At 66.2% G+C, this 21,358-nt stretch carries 15 protein-coding genes, 1 tRNA gene and 1 pseudogene; 10 read left to right on the plus strand and 7 right to left on the minus strand.

Going from position 1 to position 21,358, the window contains the following annotated elements; all coding sequences use genetic code 11:
* Positions 1 to 48: 48 nt before the first annotated feature.
* Positions 49 to 2,850 carry a type I restriction endonuclease gene (locus PDM29_RS05830; protein ID WP_311192929.1) on the plus strand — a complete coding sequence of 934 codons (2,802 nt, stop codon included), beginning with the start codon at positions 49 to 51 and terminating at the stop codon, positions 2,848 to 2,850.
* On the opposite strand, the gene PDM29_RS05835 is transcribed toward PDM29_RS05830, so the two are convergent.
* Both PDM29_RS05835 and ubiA read right to left on the minus strand, forming a co-directional pair.
* Positions 2,826 to 4,217, minus strand: a complete 1,392-nt coding sequence (locus PDM29_RS05835; protein ID WP_425508746.1) for a short-chain fatty acid transporter — start codon at positions 4,215 to 4,217, stop codon at positions 2,826 to 2,828. The two genes, PDM29_RS05830 and PDM29_RS05835, sit on opposite strands and share 25 nt — an antisense overlap.
* A gap of 42 nt (positions 4,218 to 4,259) precedes the next feature.
* The gene (gene ubiA / locus PDM29_RS05840; RefSeq protein WP_311192931.1) at positions 4,260 to 5,210 is read right to left on the minus strand and encodes a 4-hydroxybenzoate octaprenyltransferase; all 951 of its coding nucleotides are present in this window, start codon (positions 5,208 to 5,210) and stop codon (positions 4,260 to 4,262) included.
* Between the two features lie 125 nt (positions 5,211 to 5,335).
* On the opposite strand from ubiA, the gene PDM29_RS05845 reads away from it, so the two are divergent.
* Positions 5,336 to 5,412 (plus strand) — tRNA-Arg (locus tag PDM29_RS05845).
* Between the two features lie 272 nt (positions 5,413 to 5,684).
* Positions 5,685 to 6,140, plus strand: a complete 456-nt coding sequence (locus PDM29_RS05850; RefSeq protein ID WP_311192932.1) for a hypothetical protein — start codon at positions 5,685 to 5,687, stop codon at positions 6,138 to 6,140.
* A gap of 252 nt (positions 6,141 to 6,392) precedes the next feature.
* On the opposite strand, the gene PDM29_RS05855 is transcribed toward PDM29_RS05850, so the two are convergent.
* Together PDM29_RS05855 and PDM29_RS05860 are read right to left on the minus strand one after the other, a co-directional pair.
* Entirely contained in the window at positions 6,393 to 7,748 is a 1,356-nt protein-coding gene (locus PDM29_RS05855) for a Gfo/Idh/MocA family protein (protein WP_311192933.1), read from the minus strand.
* A gap of 24 nt (positions 7,749 to 7,772) precedes the next feature.
* Complete coding sequence (locus tag PDM29_RS05860; RefSeq protein ID WP_311192934.1) at positions 7,773 to 10,754, minus strand: TonB-dependent receptor domain-containing protein; 2,982 nt, start codon at positions 10,752 to 10,754, stop codon at positions 7,773 to 7,775.
* A 387-nt stretch (positions 10,755 to 11,141) separates the two neighbouring features.
* Between PDM29_RS05860 and PDM29_RS05865 the strand changes: the two genes are divergently transcribed.
* Genes PDM29_RS05865 through PDM29_RS05885 form a run of 5 tightly spaced genes read left to right on the plus strand, consistent with a single transcriptional unit; the run spans position 11,142 to position 17,222 of the window.
* Positions 11,142 to 12,299, plus strand: a complete 1,158-nt coding sequence (locus PDM29_RS05865) for an SIS domain-containing protein (RefSeq protein WP_311192935.1) — start codon at positions 11,142 to 11,144, stop codon at positions 12,297 to 12,299.
* Between the two features lie 13 nt (positions 12,300 to 12,312).
* On the plus strand, positions 12,313 to 13,239 hold the full coding sequence (locus PDM29_RS05870; protein ID WP_311192936.1) for an ROK family protein: 927 nt from the start codon (positions 12,313 to 12,315) through the stop codon (positions 13,237 to 13,239).
* A 40-nt stretch (positions 13,240 to 13,279) separates the two neighbouring features.
* Complete coding sequence (locus PDM29_RS05875; RefSeq protein ID WP_311192937.1) at positions 13,280 to 14,599, plus strand: D-tagatose-bisphosphate aldolase, class II, non-catalytic subunit; 1,320 nt, start codon at positions 13,280 to 13,282, stop codon at positions 14,597 to 14,599.
* Between the two features lie 35 nt (positions 14,600 to 14,634).
* Positions 14,635 to 15,411, plus strand: a complete 777-nt coding sequence (locus PDM29_RS05880; RefSeq protein ID WP_311192938.1) for a DeoR family transcriptional regulator — start codon at positions 14,635 to 14,637, stop codon at positions 15,409 to 15,411.
* The gene (locus PDM29_RS05885) at positions 15,408 to 17,222 is read left to right on the plus strand and encodes an MFS transporter (protein WP_311192939.1); all 1,815 of its coding nucleotides are present in this window, start codon (positions 15,408 to 15,410) and stop codon (positions 17,220 to 17,222) included. Before PDM29_RS05880 ends, PDM29_RS05885 begins: the two co-directional genes overlap by 4 nt.
* Positions 17,223 to 17,409: 187 nt before the next feature.
* Here PDM29_RS05885 and PDM29_RS05890 read toward each other — a convergent pair whose 3' ends face one another.
* From PDM29_RS05890 to PDM29_RS05900, 3 genes are all read right to left on the minus strand, one after another.
* The gene (locus PDM29_RS05890; RefSeq protein WP_311192940.1) at positions 17,410 to 17,634 is read right to left on the minus strand and encodes a type II toxin-antitoxin system PrlF family antitoxin; all 225 of its coding nucleotides are present in this window, start codon (positions 17,632 to 17,634) and stop codon (positions 17,410 to 17,412) included.
* A 16-nt stretch (positions 17,635 to 17,650) separates the two neighbouring features.
* A complete protein-coding gene (locus tag PDM29_RS05895; protein WP_311192941.1) occupies positions 17,651 to 18,349 on the minus strand; it encodes a ComFC family protein in 699 nt (232 codons plus the stop codon).
* Between the two features lie 89 nt (positions 18,350 to 18,438).
* Positions 18,439 to 18,948, minus strand: a complete 510-nt coding sequence (locus tag PDM29_RS05900; RefSeq protein WP_311192942.1) for a SecDF P1 head subdomain-containing protein — start codon at positions 18,946 to 18,948, stop codon at positions 18,439 to 18,441.
* A gap of 157 nt (positions 18,949 to 19,105) precedes the next feature.
* Between PDM29_RS05900 and bioB the strand changes: the two are divergent.
* Positions 19,106 to 20,050, plus strand: a pseudogene (bioB, locus tag PDM29_RS05905) (biotin synthase BioB); the annotation flags it as partial.
* 93 nt (positions 20,051 to 20,143) lie between these two features.
* Complete coding sequence (bioF, locus tag PDM29_RS05910; protein ID WP_311192943.1) at positions 20,144 to 21,355, plus strand: 8-amino-7-oxononanoate synthase; 1,212 nt, start codon at positions 20,144 to 20,146, stop codon at positions 21,353 to 21,355.
* Positions 21,356 to 21,358 lie beyond the last annotated feature (3 nt).

A 21,358-nucleotide genomic window follows, 5' to 3' on the forward strand; every position in this document is an offset into this window, starting at 1 on the left:
AGCTGCATGATCCGGAATGATCCGCAGGGACGCTCACCGGACATCTGCATGAAGGGCCCACGCCACGAAGACGCTGTTCGCCGTTCCGCCCTGGCCTGGCTGAAACGCCTGGGCTGGAATCATCTCTCCTTTGAGCAGTACCGTGCACTCACCGGGCATCCGGACAATGTGCTGCTCGCTGATCGGGTGCGCGCCATTCTGCAGCGCTTCCGTTACGTCCACGAAGGCCGTCCGCTGCCGCTGCCGGAAGACAAGGTCGATGCGATTCTGCGCCAGCTGGCAGATACACATCCCGGCGCACCGTGGCCTGTGGCCAGCGCACGCGCATTGCATATGCTGCACACAGGCATCAGCGTCGAGCTGTCGCTGCCCGATGGCGGCCGTATCACCCACACCCTGCCCCTCATCGACTGGGCACATCCGAACCGCAACCACTGGGACGTAGCGGACGATCTGCGCGGTTGCGGATATTCGCGTGCGGACGGCATCCGCGACCTGGTCTGCTTCGTCAACGGCATTCCGCTGGTAGTGATTGCCTGCGTGGAGCGCGACTCGCACCGTCACTGGGGGCATATGCAACAGGGCGCGCACCATCTGCTGCAATGCCTTCAGCCCAGCGCCCTCGATCCGTTGCCGCGGCAGGCACAGCTGCTCATCAGCCTGGACCGTCGCGGCGGCGCTTACGCGGGTGCCGGCACTCCGGGCCACGCGTGGACCCGCTGGCGGGAGGACGGCTGGAGTGCGGCTGCGGTAGCGCAACGACGCAACCTGCCCGTCGTTCAATACGAGGGTCCGCCCGATGTTCCATTGGCTACGCATGCTGAGGTGATCTGCGGCGTGTTGAGCCACGCCAGACTGCTGCGCCTGCTCCACCGTTATATCCAGTCGTCACCACCCGTGCAACCGAAGTTGGCACGGGCAGCGCAGTTCTTCGCAGTGGAAGCGGCGCTGTGCCATCTGCGACGCGTCGTCCGCTATGGACGCAACAGTGATGCCCAGGTCTGTCTGGCCCCGGGCTGCGGGCTGCAGCGCGCGCGCGAATGGCTGGCTGCTGCGATGTTGGCCGACCTGGGCGATGGTGCCTTCCGCCTGCTGATGCCGGTGCAGCATCCGTCACGCACATTGCCCGCGTGGGTACGCGGCCAGCGCGTCCCCGACCCACCCGCCGGCGCGCGGCAGCTACGCGCCTTCTTCGAAGGACACCAACCCTCGCCGCTGCAGGTTTCCGTGCAGGTACTGCTGCGCTGGGCGGACAGCGCACATTCGGCGACGTCGTCCGGTCGTGGCGTGGTGCTGCTGCTGGACGCCGGGTTCTGGACGCAACCCGGCGCGTCACTGGCTCACCTTCGTGGACGCCTGCCGGAAGCGACATGGCTGACGTTTGCGCCGGTCCCGATCAAGGCCGGTGTGGGCTGTCCGCATCCGGGTACGATCATCTATCAGTATCGCGAACACCAGGCCATCGCTGATGGCGTCGTGGTTCCCGTACTGCAGGGGCGACGCGAGGACGCGGATCTGCTTCAGGATGCCGGCGCAGGCCCGATTGCCCGGCATTTCCAGAGCCGCACTATTGATCTGCAGCGTGACCTGCGTGGCACCGTGCTGGTGGACACGGTTGCACAGGCGGACCAGCTGCAACACGCGTTCATGGAAGATGGGCGACTGAACACACAGGTCAAACACCTGGACGCACGCGGTCACTGTCGTGAGCGTATGCCGGCCATGCCTCCGGCGGATGTGCAGCTCGAGATATGCAGCGGTTCACTGCCCGCTTTGCAGGAAGCCCGGCTCGGTATCGCGTATGTCGAACGCGCGCTTTCCGCCATTGAGCATGCGCGTCTGTTGGGGTTGATCAACCAGCCGCATCCGGACAAGCATGCGGCGCTGCTGGTGCTGGGCCACGCCGCAGCCGCCCATCTGCGCGCTGCCGACACGGCATCGCGGCTTCCGAAGTCCACTCGCCCAGATCCACTGGCGCGGCTCAGTGCGTTGGTACCTGATGCGTCAACTCAGGATTTCAGCGCCTGCGTGGAGCGCGTGATACCGCGCTGGGAAGTCACGTCAATGGGCGAGGACCGCGATGCGCATCGCCAACGCCGGCATCTGCTGCGTCGTCGCGTCACCGATCGGGGCCTGGCCTTGCAGCTCGCCGCGCCGGCAGGACAGGACCGCGACGACGCCGAGGTCGACCAGGCCCGTTGCGAGCTCCGGTTCTATGCACAGGTAGATGAGTTCGCTGCGGTTGTCGCCCTGGAAGACGCGGATTACAGCCGCGAAGACCGGCGCGTGCGGCACTGGTTGCGCGGCGGCGCGCTGGAGGTGCGTGAAGCTCCCGGTGCCTACGCCGCAGCAACCGAAGATGTCCACATCCTGCAGCGCGCCGGGCGCGCCTACGCGGAACTGCGCGCCCACCTTGAACACCCCGGCGAAGAGCCGGGGCGCGTGGAGCCTGCGCGGCGCGAGCTGCAGGGCGTTCTGCGCGACCATCCCGGGGCAGCCGGCCAGGTCACCGCACTGGAGCAGTTCCGCGCACGGCTGCCCGCACTGCTGGGTCATGCCGGGCCGCTGCGGCGCTCGCGCAGTCATCTGCTGCTGGAGGGCATGCTGGGCACCGGCATGGGCGTGGAGGGCCACGCCCCACTGGCCCGGTTGATCGAGGCGACGGTCCGTTCGGGGTTCCCGCTGCTTCCCGACGAACCGCTGCAGTTCCGCCAGCACCTCAGGGCCAGCCTGCGCGGCGTGCTGGAGCGCGAGTTCGGCGCGATGCGCGCCGAACTCATTCTGGATGCGCTGATCAGCCGCGCCCCGCACTGGATCGGCCCGGGTTACGGCATGACCGGTGGCACATAGGTCAGCGTCATGCCCAGCAGCCACAGCAATCCGAGCACCAGCGGGATATGCACCAGCAGCTGGATGAAGGTGAAGCCGACAATATCGCGTGCCTTCAGGCCCAACACGCCGAGCAGCGGCAGCATCCAGAACGGATTGATCAGATTCGGCAGGGCCTCGGCCGCGTTGTACACCTGCACCGCCCAGCCCAGATGGGCGTGCAGCTCATTGGCCGCCTGCATCACGTAGGGCGCTTCGATGATCCACTTGCCACCGCCGGAGGGAACAAAAAAGCCCAGCACCGCCGAGTACACGCCCATGACCAGGGCGAAGGTATCGGTGGTGGCGATGTGCACGAACACGCTGGACAGGCGATGCGCCAGCGTTTCGCCGCCGCTGCCGGCAGCGTGGGTCAGGATCATGGCGATGCCGCCATACAGCGGGAACTGGATCAACACGCCGGTGGTGCTGGGCACCGCCTTGGCCACCGCATTGAGGAAGCTGCGCGGTCGCCAGTGCAGCAGCAGGCCCAACGAAATGAACAGGAAGTTGTAGGTATTGAGGTTGGCAATGGCGGTCACCACCGGCTTGCTGGCGAACTCACTGAACAACCAGCCGAAGGCCAGCAACGACAGCAGCACGGTCAGCAGCGGGCTGTACTCCAGCCATTCGCCGGCACGGGTACGCGCAGGCAGCGGTTCCGGCTCGGCCTGGGCCGCGCCTTCAAAGTCGGCCGCGGTGCGGGCAGTAGCCGGTCCCGGCGCGGTCATCCAGGCAATGATCAGCGACACCACGATCAGCACGGCGGTGAGGGCAATGGACTGCCACAGGAAGATGGTTTCGGTGAAGGGCAGCACACCGGTGATCTCCACCAGCCCCGGCGGCATGCTGGCCGGATTGGCCTGCAGCTGCGCGGCCGAGGAGCTCAGGCCCATGGCCCAGACCGCACCCAGGCCGAGGTAGGCCGAAGCACCTGCTGCGCGGTAGTCCATGCGCAGGTCTTCGCGGCGTGCCAGCGCGCGAACCAGCAGGCCACCAAACACCAGCGAGAAGCCCCAGCTGAGCAGTGACGCCAACATGCTGACCAGGCCGACGTACACCACCGCGCCACGGCCAGTGCGCGGGACTCGCGCGAGCAGGTCGATGAAACGCGCCACCACCGGTGCGGTCGCCACCGCATAGCCACCAATGACCACGAAGGCCATCTGCATGGTGAACGGAATCAGGCTCCAGAAGCCGTCGCCGAACGCTTTGGCGGTGGCCTGCGGGGACGCCCCAAAGCCCAGTGCCGCCACCGCCACGATGACCACGCCCAGCACCGCGAACACGTACGCGTCGGGGAACCATTTCTCCGCCCAGGCCGCCGAACGCAGCGCCGCGCGCGCCATCCAGCCGTCCTGTACCGCTGCCGATGCCGTGTTGGCCATGCCCTACCCTCCCAGGTTTGATTCCCGCGCCAGCGCGACCGCAATGCCGGCAAACACCACCGCGCCCACCCAGTTGTTGTGCAGGAAGGCCTTGAAACAACGGTCGCGGTCGCGGTGCCAGCACAGATGGAACTGATAGACGATGAGCAGCGCGGCGACCGCCAGACCAGCCCAGTACGCCCAGCCGAGCCCACCGCGCAGGCCCACCAGCGCCAGGGTACCGAGGAACAGCGCATACAGAATGCCCTGGATCACCAGGTCCAGATCGCCGAACAGAATGGCGGTGGAATGCGACCCCATCTTCAGGTCGTCATCGCGGTCGACCATGGCGTACCAGGTGTCATACGCGGTGGACCACAGGATGTTGGCCCCGTACAGCAGCCAGCCGATCACCGGCACCTCGCCCTGCACGGCAGCGAACGCCATCGGAATGCCCCAGCCGAAGGCCAGGCCCAGGTAGACCTGCGGCAGGTGGGTGTAGCGCTTCAGGTAGGGGTAGCTGGCGGCCAGGAAAACGCCGATGAAGCTCATGCCGATGGTCAGCGCGTTCATGCTCAGCACCAGCGCGAACGCCACCAGCATCAGGCCGGCGAACAGCAGCAGCGCCTCGCGCCCGCTGACCCGACCACTGGCCAGCGGACGGTCCTTGGTGCGCTTCACGTGCGGGTCGAGCCAGCGGTCGGCGTAGTCGTTGATGACACAACCGGCCGATCGCGTCAGCCAGACCCCGGCGGTGAACACGAACAGGGTCCACAGCGAGGGCATCCCACCGGCGGCCAGCCACAGCGCCCACCAGGTGGGCCACAACAGCAGCAGGGTACCGATCGGGCGATCGGCGCGCATCAGTTTCCAGTACTGGCCCCAACGCGACGGCGGCGCGCCAGCGGGGGCATCAAATCGTTCGTAAGCCATGGTGGCAAGGATACGCCAGCCCACCCGCAGACGGGCTTGCACGGTCCGTTCGTTCAAGGGGGGGCAGACCTGCGCCGCGTTTACCGCTAGAATGCCCCTCCCGCACCGCCACTTGGCGCTGCGATGCCCGCCCCGGCCCTGTGCTGACGGCGTGGCGGTTCTACAACGCGCCCGTAGCTCAGCCGGATAGAGTAGTGGCTTCCGAAGCCATTGGTCGGGGGTTCGAATCCCTCCGGGCGCGCCATTTTTCCTTCGATTGTGACTGCCATCGCCTGCCTGCGAACTGTTTGTGCTGCGCGCGCTCCGCTTGTCGTAGAGCCGGGCTTGCCCAGCTGGCGGTGCACGATCACGACCCAGCCGGGCAGAGCCCGGCTACTGGGACCCGGCGACTGGGTAAACTGCGACGTGACCACATCTTCACGGAATGAATGATGCGCCGTGCAGTGGCCGGGCTTTCCCCCTCGCCATCCAATCTGCATCTGCAGTTTTCGCCCATGCTGCAAGGAGGAAGTAGGCGTGACCTCAGCAAACAGCTACCGCTGGCGGCAGCGCGGCACGATATCGCTGTGGCGCTACCTGGAGAACACACGCAATTATCCCGGTTGGCACTTCAGCGCCGACGATGCCGGGTGTGCGTCGATGCTGGCACTGCTTGATGCCCTTTTACTCGATCCTGCGGGCACCACCCGCACCCTCCAGTTGACGGCTCCGTCGGCGGAGGTGCTGAGCGTGCCCAACAACCGCAGGGCACCGGTAGAGGGTCCTGCTTCGCTCAAGCTGAGTCATGCATTTGATCCGGAGGCGCTTTCCTGGAACCAGGAAGGTGGTCAGCTGGTCCTTGAGATTGGCCAGCAGCGTGCACCGGTGCTCAGGAAGGGCGTTGCTGACGTGGCGGCAGGTAAAGGCGATTACTGCATCACGACGGCTCCGCTTCCGCTTTGGTTCTGGTGGTGGCCGAAGAAGAGGTCGTGAGTCTCCCTCAGCTCCTGAGCGAACGCGGCAGGGTCGGTCGACAGTCGACCGCCGATGGCGGCGATCGGCCGGATAACGCATGACCTGCAGCGAAGGAGCGTCTCCCCGTTCGAAGGTCATGCGTTCCAGCAGCGATGGGTGTTATCGGCAGTCGTCTGTCGAACGACTCTACCGGGCCTTTCGGACGGTCGGAGGCATGCACAGGTTCCCGGCCTTGCGCATGACGAGAGGCATGCGCAGGCCGTGGGGTTATCAATACCGGCCGTCGAAGGCGAAGATCGGCTTGCGTTGCTGCCAGGCCCCCTTGGTGAAGTCCGGGAACTCCAGAGTCTGGAAGCTGTTGGCGATCGACTGCTCCGACAACGGCGTGATCGCACTCCAGGTGACCGCGTCATAGATGTCGATCGGCATCGGCGCACGCGCCTTCAACGCCTCCACGAACGCGTGGATGACGAACCAGTCCATGCCACCGTGGCCCGCGCTCGCTGCCGTGGCGGCGTTCTGCTTCCACAGCGGGTGCTCGTACTTATCCTGGTAGACCTGGAAGTCCTCCCATTTGTGCGGCGGGCTGCGGCCTTCAATGTGGATGGACTGGTTGAGGTCCATCCACAAGCCCTTGGTGCCCTGCACACGGAAGCCCAGCGAGTACGGACGCGGCAGCGACGTGTCGTGCTGCAGCAGGATGGTCTCGCCATTGGCGCAGGCCAGCGTGGTGGTCACGATGTCACCCAGCTTGAACTTCACCTGGGTGCTGGGGTGGGTGGTGCCGCCACTCTTGGCCACGGTGTACTCGTGCAGCCCGCGCGCCTTGCTGGCGAACGCATTGATATGGGTGAAACGGTTGCCACGGTTGATGCCGGTATACATGGCGCACGGACCAATGCCATGGCTGGGATACAGCTCACCATTGCGATTCACCGAATGTGCGGTACGCCACCGTGCTTCCGACCAGCCCTTGGGCCCGAACTCCACGCCACTGTCGTACGGCTGGCTGGGGTCGCCGGAGTTGAACTTCACCCCGCGCAGGTCATGCTGATAGCCGCCCTGCAGGTGCACCAACTCGCCGAACAGGCCCTCGCGCACCATCTGCAGCGCGGCCATCACGTCGCGTCGGTAGCAGACGTTCTCCAGCAGCATGTAAGGCGTGCCGGTCTGCAGCTGGGTGTTCAATACATCCCAATGGTCCTGCAGGGTGATCCCGGCTACCACCTCGCAGCCCACCGCCACCTTGGCCTGCATCGCCGCGATGGCCATCGGCGCGTGATATTCCCACGGCGTGGCAATGATCACACCGTCCAGACCGCGCTGCTCCAGCAGGCGCTTCCAGGCATTGACGTCGCCGTCCTGGCCGTAGGCAGTGGGGGCCGGCTTGCCGGCCTTGGCCACCATGTCCATACCGCGCTTGAGCATGATCGGCTCGATGTCGCACAACGCCACCACCTGCACGTCGTCGCGCCGCACCAGTTCCTTCAGCAGCACCTGGCCGCGCATGCCCGTGCCGATCAGGCCGAGCTTCAATGTGCGTGCCTTCGCCCACGCGGGCGTCTCCGGCAACAGGCTGGTGGCCGCAAGTGCGGCACTGGCCGCGATGAATTCCCTACGCTTCATGAAACATTGCTCCGCTGGTAAGGGTCAGAACCGATAACCGAGCTGCAGACTGTAGCTGCGCCCGTAGATGCTGGCATAGTCACTGGAGTCCCCGGCAAAACCCTGGGGGTCATAGAACGGCAGGCGGTTGAACAGGTTCTTGACCGTGACGCCAAGGGTCCAGTGCTCATCTGGCCGCCAGCCCACGCTCAGGTTGGCGGTCCACCACGACGGCACGCCGCCGCACTGCGCCGGGTTCACCTTCAGCCGACTGGCGGTGCAGGTCTCCGGATTGTTGTCCTCGGCGTCGATCTGGTCATAGGCCCACTTGGTAGTGCCGACGTAGTTGACGAAGAAGCTGGTGGTGACCTGGCGATAGGTCCAGTCGGCATTCAAGGTCGCACGCAGGCGCGGGTTGCCGTAATAGCCGATGGTGTTGCCGTAGTACCAGCGCGAGGTGTCGTCGATGTAGTACTGCTTGCGCCGCGCAATGGTGGCGGCCACACCGATGTTCAGGCTGCCGAAGTCGCCCAGGCTGAAGCGGCTGCGTGCGTCGATGTCGAAACCATCGACCAGGGTGCGGCCCTGGTTCTTGTACTGGCCCACCACGCTGGACACATTGCCGACGCTGTAGCTGGGCAGCGTGCCCGGGCAGACCACGCCGCTGGCCGGATCGGCGCACATCGCGGCCACCGCCTCGACGTTGGCGCGGTCAGCGTCGCTGATCGGGTTGCGGGTCATCGACTGGATGTCTTCGGGCTTGCCGTAGTCCGGCGCGGCAATCTCGTTGCGCCGATAGATGAACCAGTAATCGGCCGACACGCTCAACCAGCTGGCGGGCTCATAGACCAGGCCCAGCGTCGAGATCTTCGCCTTCTCCGGCTTCAGGTCCTGGTTGGGCTGGGTCATGCGCGCCACGGTGCGGCTGCAATCACTGTTGAGCAGCGAATTGCCCAGGTCGACATCGCCGCTGCGTGCCGACTGCCGCAACAGGTTGGCGATGGCATTGGTCTCGTCGCAGCGGATGTCATCCTCGAACCCGCCGAGCTGGGCGAACACGCCGCCGGTGCCGGCCTCGGCCAGGCTTGGCGCGCGGAAGCCCTCCGAGTAGGTACCGCGCAGCAGCAGCTGCGGCAGCACCTGGTACTTCAGGCCGATCTTGGGCGCGAGATTGGCGCTGAAGTTGGGATACTTGTCCACGCGCAGCGCGGCGTCCAGCTCCAGCTTGTCGGTGATCGGGGCCACCGTCTCGGCGAACAGCGCATAGGTGTTGCGCTTGCCGTCAAACCAGGAGCCGCCCTGTTGGGTGATCAGGCCGTTGGCGGCGTCCTCGTTGCCGGGCGTGTAGAACGTCTCGCGGCTGGCGTTGAAACCAAATGCCGCGCGCATCTCGCCAGCGGGCAGCTGGAACAGCGGACCTTCAATCTTGCCGTCCAGGGTGTGCAGGCGCGTCCACGACTGGATGTCGAAGGTGGGGAAGGCCTCGCGGATCAGCGCGGCATTCGCGTCGTTGATCACTCCGAACTGGTAGGCCGGGTTGTCGGAGATGATCACCCGGCCGGTACCCGGCTCGATGCTGTACGGGCCGAAGGCGCGCTCGAAGCCGTCCAGGTTGACGTTGATGGTCTGGTAGGTCACCGAATGTGTGCCGGCGGTCGCAACGGCGGTTTCCCAGTTCCAGTCACCGATGTCGCCGCGCAGGCCGGCCAGCACGCGGTAACTCTGGTCGGTGTTGCGTTGGCCGAAGTGCCCGCTACCGACGTCCTGCAGCAGGTAATTGAGACCCACCACCCCACCCATCAGCGCCTTCAATTCCGGGCTGGCATTGTTGTACACGTTGTTGGGGCCGAGGAAGGGTGTGCGGAACTGATTGACGGTGGTGCCGGTGTTGCGCGAGAACCAGCTGGTGGGGTTGCCGGTTGTGGTGTTGTAGCCGTTCGGGGTACCGGCGTTGGCGCGCAGGTCGATGTCGGTATATGTCGCTTCGGCAAAAGCTTCGGTGCTGTCGCCGATCAGGAAGTGCGAGCTGATGTAGGCCGTGTTGCGCTTGGTTTCCGCGCCGGAATCGATCTCGCGGTTCATCCAGGTTTCCCAGACGCAACGCGTACCGGACGCCTCGGTGATGGCAGTGCTGCAACCCGGTGCGGCTTCCTGGCGGCGCGCGCCGGTCACCGGGTCGAAAGCGAAGTAGGTGCCCGGGTTGAACTCGCCCGGCCGGCTGCCGACGCCCAGGCGCAGGTTGTTGAGGTAGTTCGGGTTGTTGACGTAGTACTGGCTGGGCCGTTTGTCGTAGTAGTCGCTGAGCGGAATGGCGTCGCGGCGGTACAGGTTGACGCTGGCATAGACGTTGTAGCGGTCCGCATCCAGGTCGCCGAACCCGGCGGTGATGCTGGCCTGGTGCTCGCCATAGGAATCGATGCGTGAGGAGGTGTCCGTGGTTATGCTGACTTCCGCCCCCTGGTAGTCACGCTTGGTGATCACATTGATCACACCGGCCACCGCATCGGTGCCGTACACCGCAGACGCACCGTCGGTCAGCACCTCCATGCGCTCAATCGCGGCGGCGGGAATGGCGTCGATGTTGACGAACTGGGTCTGGAAGCCGGCCGGCGCGCCGTAATACGACAGGCGACGGCCATTGAGCAGCACCAGCGTGCCCTGCGCGCCAAGCCCGCGCAGGTTGGCCTGCGAGGCCCCGTCGGAACCGGTGAACAGCGAGCGCGAATCCTGCTGCGCCGGCCGCGCGGCCGGCAGGTTGTCCAGCACCTGCAGCAGCGTGCGCGCGCCCATGTTCTCGATGTCCTGCTTGCGGATCACCTGAACCGGCGAGCTGGTCTCCACATCCGAGCGGCGGATGTTGGAGCCGGTGACCTGGACGCGGCTCAGTTCGGTGGTGCGTTCGTCCGGGCCGCTGTCTGCGGCGTTGTCCTGGGCGAAGGCTGGCGCGGTTCCGATCAGGGCGACGACGAGCGCAAGCGATAAACGGGTGGCGGGGATGCGGCGTTGGCGGTGGCGTACGTTCAACATCTTGGCTCCTCGTGCGGTTTGTTCCGGCAACAGTTGCCCGCACCGCAGCCACGCGGGCTGCAGACGGAGAACGGTGAGGTGGATGAGAAAACGGGGAATGACTCCCTGCGGCCGACTCTAGGGCAGCGTCTCGAAAGATGTCAACAAAGTGAAAGCAAAAAGAAGGAGTTTTTTACGACAAACGAAAGTTGATGCAAAGCACCACTTTCTAAATCGCTTATGAATACGCAGTTTTTCTCTTTTCATACCAAGGCATACGCAAGGAGAAAGAGGCTGCGACCGACAATCGAATCGAAAACTGTGACCGGGCAAACTTATTTAAATCTTTCGATAATTGACATTTCGAAAGAAAACACAGATCGTGAGGTCGTCCAACAGGAAGTACGTATGGAACTGCCCCCACTTTTCGACCTTGCCGCCTGGCAGTCCCGTGGCGGTGCCCACACTGCCGGGGAAATCGTCCAGCAGCCTGCGCTGTGGGCCGCCGTGGCCGACCTGCTCGAAACCGCCCAGCCCTCGCTCGAGGCCTTTCTGGGTTCGGCCCTGTCGCAGCCCGAACAGCGGGTGATCTTCACCGGGGCCGGCAGTTCCGGCTTCATCGCGGAGATGGTCGCTGACGCGATCAACGCGCAATGGCCCGCCGACATCCGTGCCGTTCACACCACCAGCCTGCTGACCCACCCGCAGCTGTATCTGAAGGCCGACCGCCCGACCCTGCTGGTCAGCTTCGGCCGCAGCGGTTCCAGCCCGGAAAGCGTGGCCGTGGTCGAGCAGGTGCAGGCCAGCGTGCCGTCCGCGCGGTTCCTGCACATCACCTGCAATGCCCACGGTGCCTTGGCCCGGCATGGCAGCGGACGGCAGGACACCTGCTCGCTGCTGATGCCGCCGGACAGCTGCGACCAGGCGTTCGCCATGACCAGCAGCCTCAGCTGCATGCTGCTGGCGGCACTGACCGTGTTCGATAAAGCACCCTGGGCAGACCGCGTGGCGCGGCTGCGCACCCTGGCCGACCACGGTCGTGCCGCCCTGCACCAGTGGGATGCCGCCATCGCGGCGCTGGCGCAGTGGCCGTGCGCACGGGTCATCTACCTGGGCAGCGGACCGCTGGAAGCCAGCGCGCGCGAAGCCGCCCTGAAAGTGCTGGAACTGACTGCCGGGCGGGTACTGGCCCTGTCCAACACGCCGTTGGGCTTCCGACATGGGCCCAAGTCCACCCTGGATGGCGACACCCTGGTGGTGATGCTGCGCAGTGCACAACCGCTGGCGCGGCGTTACGAGCAGGATCTTCTGGACGAACTGCGCAGCGACGGCATTGCCGGAAGGGTCATTTCCGTCGGCCCATCCAGCGCAGAAGGTGCCGAAGGCGACTTCGTACTTGAAGCCCCTGATTTTTCCGATAGCTGGCTGGCTCCGCTGTGGCTGCTGATGGCACAGGGCTATGCGCTGCAGCGTTCGGCCGCGATGGGCTACACGCCCGACAACCCCTTCCCCGACGGCACGGTCAACCGCGTGGTACAGGGTGTGACCATTCATTCCCACGGTTGAGCGGACGCGGCGCATGCAGACCTGGTACGGCATCGACATCGGCGGCACCAAGATTGAACTGGCAGCCTGCGACGCGCACGGCGCGGTCCAACACCGCCAGCGCGTGGCCACGCCATGCCATGACTACGCGGCGTTCCTCGACAGCGTGGCCGCACTGGTCGGCCAGGCGGACGAAACGCTGGGCAACCCCTGCCAGGCCATTGGCATCGCCCTGCCCGGGGTGCGCGACGCTGACAGCGGACGCCAGCTCAGCGCCAACGTCCCGGCCCTGACCGGGCGCACGGTGGGCGCGGACCTGCAGGCGCGCCTGCAGCGGCCCCTGGCGCTGGGCAACGACCTGCAGTGCTTTGCGCTCTCCGAAGCGCAGGGCGGCGCGGCCGACGGCTACCCGAGCATGTTCGGGGTGATCCTCGGCACCGGTGCCGGCGGTGGCTATTGCAAGGACGGTCGGCTGGTGCCCGGCAACAACGGCATGGCCGGCGAGTGGGGCCACTGGAGCCTGCCCGCCACGCTACAGCTGCGCCACGACCTGCCGTTGCTGGACTGTGGCTGCGGCCTGCGCGGCTGCCTGGAGCGCTATGTGTCCGGCAGCGGCCTGGCGCTGATCCATGCCCGCCAGGGCGGCGATGCGCTGGACGCACAGCAGGTGGTGGAACGCGCCAACGGCGGCGATGCCGTCGCCCAGCGCGCGTTGGCCATTCACCGCGACCTGCTGGGTTACTGCTTTGCCAGCCTGATCCTGGCACTGGACCCGCACGTGATCGTGCTCGGCGGCGGCTTGTCCAAGCTCGAACCGCTGTATCGCGATCTGCCGGCCGCCATTGCCCCCTACCTGTTTGCGGGTGTGCGGGTGCCGCCGATTCTGCCGCCGGTGTTCGGCGATGCCGGTGGCGCGCGCGGCGCGGCGCTGCTGGCCTGCCAGCAGCATCCGGCGCGCTGATCCCCACACATTCTGATTCCACGACAACCGGAGCCTTGCCATGTCCGCCGTACACGCCTTGATCGCCGCCCATCGCCAGGGCCAGCCCGTCGGGCTGTACAGCGTGTGTTGCAGCAATGAGCAGGTGCTGCGGGCCGCCATGCAGGTGGCGCAGCACTACGGCACCCTGCTGTTGATCGAGGCCACCTCCAACCAGGTGGATCAGTTCGGCGGTTACACCGGCATGACCCCGGCGCAGTATCGCGACTACGTGCATGCACTGGCAGACGAACAGCAGTTCCCGCGGGACCGGCTGGTGCTGGGCGGCGACCACCTGGGCCCGAATGCCTGGCAGAAGGGTCCGGCAGACGTGGCCATGGCCCACGCGCGTGAGCTCATCGCCGCGTACGTGGCTGCCGGCTTCCACAAGATCCACCTGGACTGCAGCATGTCCTGCGCCGATGATCCGACGCCCTTGCCCGATGCGACGGTCGCGACGCGCTCGGCCGAACTGGCGCGGGTCGCCGAACGCACCGCCGCCGAACACGGACTGCCACCTCCGGTGTACGTGATCGGCACGGAAGTGCCCGTGCCGGGCGGGGAATCCTCGCTGGAAGGCGGCCTCGCCGTCACCACGCCGGAGGCGGCGGCCACCACACTGACCATCCATCGCGACGCCTTCGCCACGCCCGACCTGTTGCCGGCCTGGGAACGTGTGCTGGCGATGGTGGTGCAGCCCGGAGTGGATTTCGACCACAGCAGCGTGCATTACTACGACCCGCCGGCAGCGCAGGCGCTTTCGGCGTTCGTCGAGTCGCAGCCGCGCATCGTGTTCGAAGCCCACTCCACCGACTATCAGACCGAAGCGGGGCTGCATGCCCTGGTGCGCGACCACTTCGCCATTCTCAAGGTCGGGCCGGCGGCAACCTATGCGTTCCGCGAAGCGGTGTTCGCGCTGGCGATGATCGAGAACGCGCTGCTGCCAGCAGCGCAGTGCTCGCAGCTGATCGAGGTGCTGGACCGCGTCATGTGCGAGAAGCCGGGCTACTGGCGCAACTACTACACCGGCACCGACGCGGAACAGCAGCGTCTGCGTCGCTACTCACTGAGCGACCGCAGCCGCTACTACTGGGGGGAGCCGGCCGTGCAGGCCGCGCTGGCCACCTTGGTCGAAAACCTCACCCGGCAGCGGCCGCCGCTGATGCTGCTGAGCCAGTTCCTGCCGGAGCAGCGCGCCGCCGTTCAGGCCGGCACGCTCAGCGACGAACCGCTTGCGCTGATCCAGCACAAGGTGGCGCTGCGCCTGGCCGAGTATGCCCGCGCCTGCGGTAGCGAAGGCCCATTCGAAACCTTATCGGCAGCGGGGCTTTCGGAAGAGTAAGCTTCGGCTTTCCTTCTGAAAGGGACTTCACGACCATGCGAAACACACGGCAGCGGCGCCAGCAGATCATGCAGATGCTGGTGGAGCACGGCAGCGTGCAGGTCAGCGAACTGGTGGAGCGCTTCGGGGTGTCGGCGGTGACCATCCGCACCGACCTCACCCACGTGGAAGCGCAGGGATTGGCCACGCGTACCCACGGCGGTGCCACCCTGATGCGCACGCCGCCGCTGGAGCAGGACATCCATGAAAAGGACACGCTCAACCTGCCACTGAAGGACAGCATCGGCGCGCACGCCGCGCAGCAGGTGCGCCCTGGCGACAACATCATCATCGACTCCGGCTCCACCACCATGACCCTGGCGCGGCACTTACGTGCTCACCGCGATGTGACGGTGATGACCAATGGTCTGAACATCGCCTGGGAACTGGCCAACGCCCCCGGCGTGGAACTCATGCTCACCGGTGGCCTGCTGCGCAAGCAGTCGTTGTCGCTGCAGGGCAGCCAGGCCGAAGCCAGCCTCAATACCTACAGTTTTGACACCCTGTTCCTGGGCGTGGATGGCCTGGACCTGCAGTTTGGTCTGACCACCCATCATGAAGCCGAAGCCAGCCTCAACCACCGCATGGTGGAGCGGGCACGGCGGGTGGTGGTGCTGACCGACGCGTCCAAGTTTGGACGGGTCAGCCTGCATCGCATTGCCCGGCTGGAACAGGTCCATACCATCATCACCGACGCCAGCATTGACGCCGAGTATCTGGAAGGGCTGCAACGGCTGGGCATCGAAGTGATCATCGCCGAGACCCCTGCATGACATCAGCATCCGCCTCGCACGCCATCCCGAACTCCCGCGCAGAAGGCCCCCGTTGGCCGGTGCGCTACCTCTTGTTCATTGGCGGCATGGGCGGACTGCTGTACGGCATCGACATCGGCATCATCGCCGGCGCGCTGCCTTATCTGGAGGCCACTGCCACGGCCAGCTGGCACCTCACCAGCCAGCAGCTGGGCTTCGTGGTCGCGGCGGTGCTGCTGGGCAGCGTGCTGTCCTCATTGTTTGCAGGAGCCATCGCCGATCTGATCGGCCGGCGCAATACTCTGGTGCTGGCAGGCGCGCTGTTCACCCTGAGCATTCCGGTGATGGCGCTGTCGGAAGGGTATGCCGCACTGCTGCTGGGGCGGCTGCTGCAGGGCGTCAGTGGCGGTTTGATCGGCGTGGTGGTGCCGCTGTATCTGGCCGAGGTGCTCAGCCCGGAGCGCCGTGGTCGTGGTGCTGGCCTGTTCCAGCTGCTGCTGACCATCGGCCTGGTGCTGGCTGCGGTGATCGGTCTGTACCAGGCGCACGCGGTGGATGCCGCCGCCGAGAGTGTGCGCCATCTGCCCGCAGCCGAGCAGCAACGGCTGCTGTTCGAGGTCAAAGACCACGCGTGGCGCACCATCTTCTGGAGCTGTTTGTTGCCTGGGCTGGTGTTTACCTTCGGCGCACTGTTCATCAGTGAATCCCCACGCTGGCTGGCCCGGCGCGGCCAGCTCGACAAGGCCCGAGCCGCACTGCAGCGCACCGTCGCGCCCAGCGAGGTCGAACCCACGCTGCAGAGCATGCAGGCCCCGGAGCAGACCCAGGCACTGGCCCGTGGCGCGCAGGCGCGCGACCCGTTGCTTAGCCGGCGCTACGTGTGGCCCTTCGTGCTGGCCTGCCTGGTGCTGGCCTTTACCCAGGCCACCGGCATCAATTCGGTGCTGGCCTACGCGGTGAACATTCTCAACCAGGCCGGTCTGCCCGGTGCCGTCGCCAACTGGGCGGATGTGGCGATCAAGCTGCTCAACGCGATCATGACCGTGGTCGCGTTGGTGCTGGTGGACCGCAAGGGTCGCAAGTTCCTGCTGATGCTGGGCACCGGCGGCATCACGGTGGCCCTGCTGTGTGCGGCGCTGCTGTTCGTGCGCGGCGAACAGGGGCGGCTGGACGTACAACCGATCCTGCAGCAGCAGGTAAGCGGCGAAGCCCTGGACCTGACGATGGACGCAGCGCAGTGGGCGCAGCTGGATCGCCAGGCCGGCCCGCAACCGCAGCAGCTGACGGTGTCCTACGCCTACGGTGACTTCAGCAATGTGCGTTCGCTGCGCAGCGACAGCCTCACCGATGGCACGCTGCAGATCCGCCGCGATGATGCGGTGTCGGCCGACAGCGTGATCGGCCGCTTTTTCCGCAGCCTGCACCTGAATCCCTTCCCTGACCCCGCCACGGCCGCCACGGCACCGCTGGTGATCGAACGCGCCAGCATCGGCCCGGTGCCCTCACCCGCCCACGGCTGGCTGGTGGCCGGCTGCATCCTGCTGTTCGTCGCGTTCTTCGCGGTCGGCCCCGGCGTGTGCGTGTGGCTGGCGCTCTCCGAGCTGATGCCCACCCGCATTCGTTCCAACGGCATGAGCATCGCCCTGCTGATCAACCAGTTCGTGTCGACCGTGATCGCCGCGCTGTTCCTGCCCACGGTGGGGCATTACGGCTACGCCAGCATGTTCTTCTTCTGGGCCGGCTGCACGCTGCTGTATTTCCTGGTGGCGGCCTTCTGGCTGCCGGAAACCAAGGGCAAGACACTGGAAGAGATCGAAGCGCGGTTCCGGTAACGCGGGCACTGGCTGGGCACTGCCATGCCACTCCTCCTGGTACCCCGTAGAGCCGGGCTTGCCCGGCTGCTCTTCGCGCTGGCCCGGAACCCTGCGCAGACGCGCATGGCGCGTCTCTACGTGGCCTGGGTCAGCGCAATCGGCTTTTCAGTTCATTACATCAACGTGCAAGTTGCGTCGCGGCCGATCAATCATCGTCTGGATTCAACGGAGCATCTAGGTCAATGTCCACACCGGCTACCAGCTTCTGGAGCGACGCCACCCGTTTTGGATCTGCGCGGGTGACATTGCAGCCTGATTTCATGTCCGCTTCGAGGAAAGCCAGGAACGACGCCAACGCCGGATCATCGTGCTGCTCACCTTTGGTCAGGCGCACTTGGCCATTCGCCGGAACTTCGTGGATTCGATGCATGGACTCTCCTGACGTTTCATGGTGTTCTGGCACAGACCCACAGCGTAGCGCGGCGTAGGCCATGACTGTGTAGCGAGTGCACCGCCGCCTGCAGGGTCGCGCCGGTGGTCATGACGTCATCGACCAGCGTCAGCGCTTTGGGCGGCGCGGAGCGCACTGCGAACGCATCGCGCATGTTCCGCTGGCGGGCCTCCGCCCCCAACTCCGACTGTGCGGCCGTCGCCCGCTGACGCACCAGGCCCTGCCAGAGCGGCAGGCACATTTCCCTGGCCAGCGGCCGCGTCAGTTCCAGCGCCTGATCGTAACCGCGCTTGCGCAAGCGCTTACGGTGCAGCGGCATGGGCAACAGCGGTTCGGTGAGAAACGCCGGCACCCGTCGCAGCATCAACTGGGACAGCAGGCGGCCGGCGGCCAGATCCTGGTGAAACTTGAAGCGCAGGATCAGCTGGTCAACCGGCGGGGCATAGACGAAGGTGGCTGCGGCAGCCGCCTGCAGCGGGGGATCGATCAAGCACGCGCCGCAGCAGACTGCCGGTTCGTTCTCCGGCAACGGCAGCGCGCACACCGGGCAGGCATGATCATTCCACGGCAGCGCAGCGTGGCAGGCGCGGCACAGGTCCAGCCCATCCGCACCGGGCTCGGAGCACACCAGGCAATGCAGCGGCAGGGCCTGCAGCGCAAGCCAGGAAAGAGCACGGGCAAGTGCATGAAACACAGTGGAGTTCCGGGCAGGGAGTGAGACCCAGCGTGCCCACTCCCGCCCCACACCGGCATCAGAGGACGCCGGTTCCGCACGTCATCCGACTACGGATGCTGGCCGGTAATTTCTGCGTACATCTGCTGTGCGTCCTGCATATCCTCCAACCCGTTGACCTGCATCGCCTTGCCGAATGGCCCGCGAATGGTGGCCACGGTCAGCACCCGGTCGCCCACGGTGAAGGCAATGCGCTTGCCCACGCGTGCTTCGGTGGCCGCCAGCATGCGTGTCCCCGCCTCTTCGGTCAGCTCCAGGTTCAGTACCGGCGTTCCGGTGTGTGCATCGGTGTCCAAGGCCACGCTGTGCACATCCGCGGTCACCAGGAAGGGCGGTTCCAACAAGGCGAGCGGATGCCCTTCCGCATCAGTGAGGCGGGTGGATGTCGGCAGGCCCTGCTCGTCCACCTCCCGCATCAGCAGCGTGGCCTGCGGCAGCGGTGCAGCGCCCTGCCTCGCCTCAGGCGTCTGCGTCAATGCGGGAGGGGGGGTGCAGGCGGTGAGCCCACTGGCGGTCAGGAGGGTCGCCAGCATGTAGGTTCGAAGCAATCGCGCGTCCATGTTGAATTAATCCATCACTAAGTCCGTCAGTGATGACTTTATCCAACAAAGGGTTACGACATCACCCTTCCGTAAACCTTAATGACGAACTTAAAGTTGACAGGATTGAATCCACTCCCCACACTCCCGCCCTTTCACCGCAACCGGCAGGCCGCCCATGTCCACCGCCCTCCGCCACGACTGGCAGTCGCAGGAACTGCTGCAGCTGTTCGACCTGCCGTTCCCGGAGCTGCTGTTCCGTGCCGCAGCGGTGCACCGCGAGCACTTCGACCCGGCCCAGGTGCAGGTGTCCACGCTGCTGTCGGTGAAGACCGGCGGCTGCCCCGAGGACTGCGCCTACTGCCCGCAGGCGCAGCGCTACGACACCGGAGTGGCGGCGCAGAAGCTGATGGCCACAGAAGAAGTAGTTGCCCGCGCACGCCAGGCCAAAGCCGCCGGTGCCTCGCGGTTCTGCATGGGCGCGGCGTGGCGTTCGCCCAAGGACCGTGACATCCCGAAGGTGGCCGCGATGATCCGCGAGGTGAAAGCGCTGGGCCTGGAAACCTGCGCCACCCTGGGCATGCTCGACCGGCCCCAGGCCGATGCGCTGCGTGCGGCCGGTCTGGACTACTACAACCACAATCTGGACACCGCGCCGGATTACTACGACAGCATCATCCACACCCGCCAGTACCAGGACCGCCTGGACACGCTCGAACACGTGCGCGACGCGGGCCTGAAGACCTGCTGCGGCGGCATCGTAGGCATGGGCGAGACCCGCCAGCACCGTGCCGGCCTGCTGCTGGCGCTGGCCAACCTGCCCAGCCACCCTGATTCGGTGCCGATCAACCGGCTGGTGCAGGTCGCGGGCACCCCACTGCATGGCAGTGCGGAACTGGACCCGTTCGAGTTCGTGCGCATGATCGCGGTGGCGCGCATCGTGATGCCGCGCTCCATGGTGCGGCTGTCGGCCGGGCGCGAGGCGATGAGCGACGAGCTGCAGGCGCTGTGCTTCCTCGCCGGTGCCAATTCCATCTTCTACGGTGAAAAGCTGCTGACCACCGGCAACCCGGACACCGCCCGCGACCAGGCCCTGTTCGAGCGCCTGGGCCTGCAGCCGATGGGACAGGCGGCCTGAGCTTCCGACCGGGGGTGCGGCGCCCACGCCGCCAACCGGGTACGCTAGCTGCCCTCCCCGACCATGCTTATGACGACCATGGCCCGCCCTGACCTGCAGGAACGACTTCAGTCCCAGCGCAAGCTTCGCCAGGCGCAGGGCCGCATCCGTGTGCGCCGCACCGTGACCCGCCGCGATGGCGTGCGTCTGGAAGTGGACGGGCAGTGGCTGACCGGCTTCTGCAGCAACGACTACCTGGGTCTGTCCCAGCAGTTCGGCGTGGTCAGCGCGCTGCAGGATGCCGCCGCGCGCGAAGGTGCCGGAGCCACGGCTTCGCACCTGATCTGCGGCCACCACGCGCTGCACGAGGCGCTGGAACAGGAAATGGCCGACTGGCTGGGTTACCCGCGTGCCCTGCTGTTCGGCAGCGGCTTCGCCGCCAACCTGGCGGTGCAGCAGGCCCTGCTCAGCGAGGAAGACGACGTCTGTGTGCAGGACCGTCTGAACCACGCCAGCCTGCTTGATGCCACCCGGCTGGCGGGCTGCCGCTTGCGCCGCTACCCGCACCTGGACAGCGAAGGCGCGCTGCGCCAGCTCAAGCACGCGCCGGAAGGCGCGGCGATGCTGGTCACCGATGGTGTATTCAGCATGGACGGCGATATCGCCCCGCTGCGTTCGCTGTCGCTGGTGGCACGCATGCAGGAAGCGCTGCTGTACGTGGACGATGCGCATGGCATCGGCGTGGTCGGCGAACATGGCCGCGGCTGTGTGGCTGACGCTGGCCTGGGCGTGACCGACGTACCGCTGCAGCTGGCCACGCTGGGCAAGGCGTTGGGCAGCAGCGGCGCGGTGGTGCTGGGTGATGATGCGATGATCCAGCATCTGGCCGAGACCGCTCGCCCCTACATCTACACCACGGCGATTTCGCCGGCGCAGGCCGCCGCCTCGCTGGCGGCAGTGAAGCTGGCCCGTCGCGACGACTGGCGGCGCGAGAAGCTGACCGAACTGGTCGGCGTGTTCCGCGCTGGCGCACGTCAGCACGGGCTGGAACTGATGCCGTCGGACACCCCGATCCAGCCGCTGCTGTGCGGCTCGGAAGCCACCGTGGTGGCGCTCTCGGCGGCGCTGGAAACCGCCGGGTTCCTGGTCAGCGCGATCCGTCCACCGACCGTGCCGGAAGGCAAGGCGCGTCTGCGCGTGACGCTGTCGGCGCTGCACACGCCGGTGCAGGTGCGGGCGCTGACCGATGCGATTGCCGACGCGCGCGACAAGGTGCTGCGCCAGCAGTCGCTGGATGCGCTGAGCGCGTGACGC

Origin of the sequence: Stenotrophomonas oahuensis (genome assembly GCF_031834595.1) — a bacterium.
GTDB classification, from domain to species: domain Bacteria; phylum Pseudomonadota; class Gammaproteobacteria; order Xanthomonadales; family Xanthomonadaceae; genus Stenotrophomonas; species Stenotrophomonas oahuensis.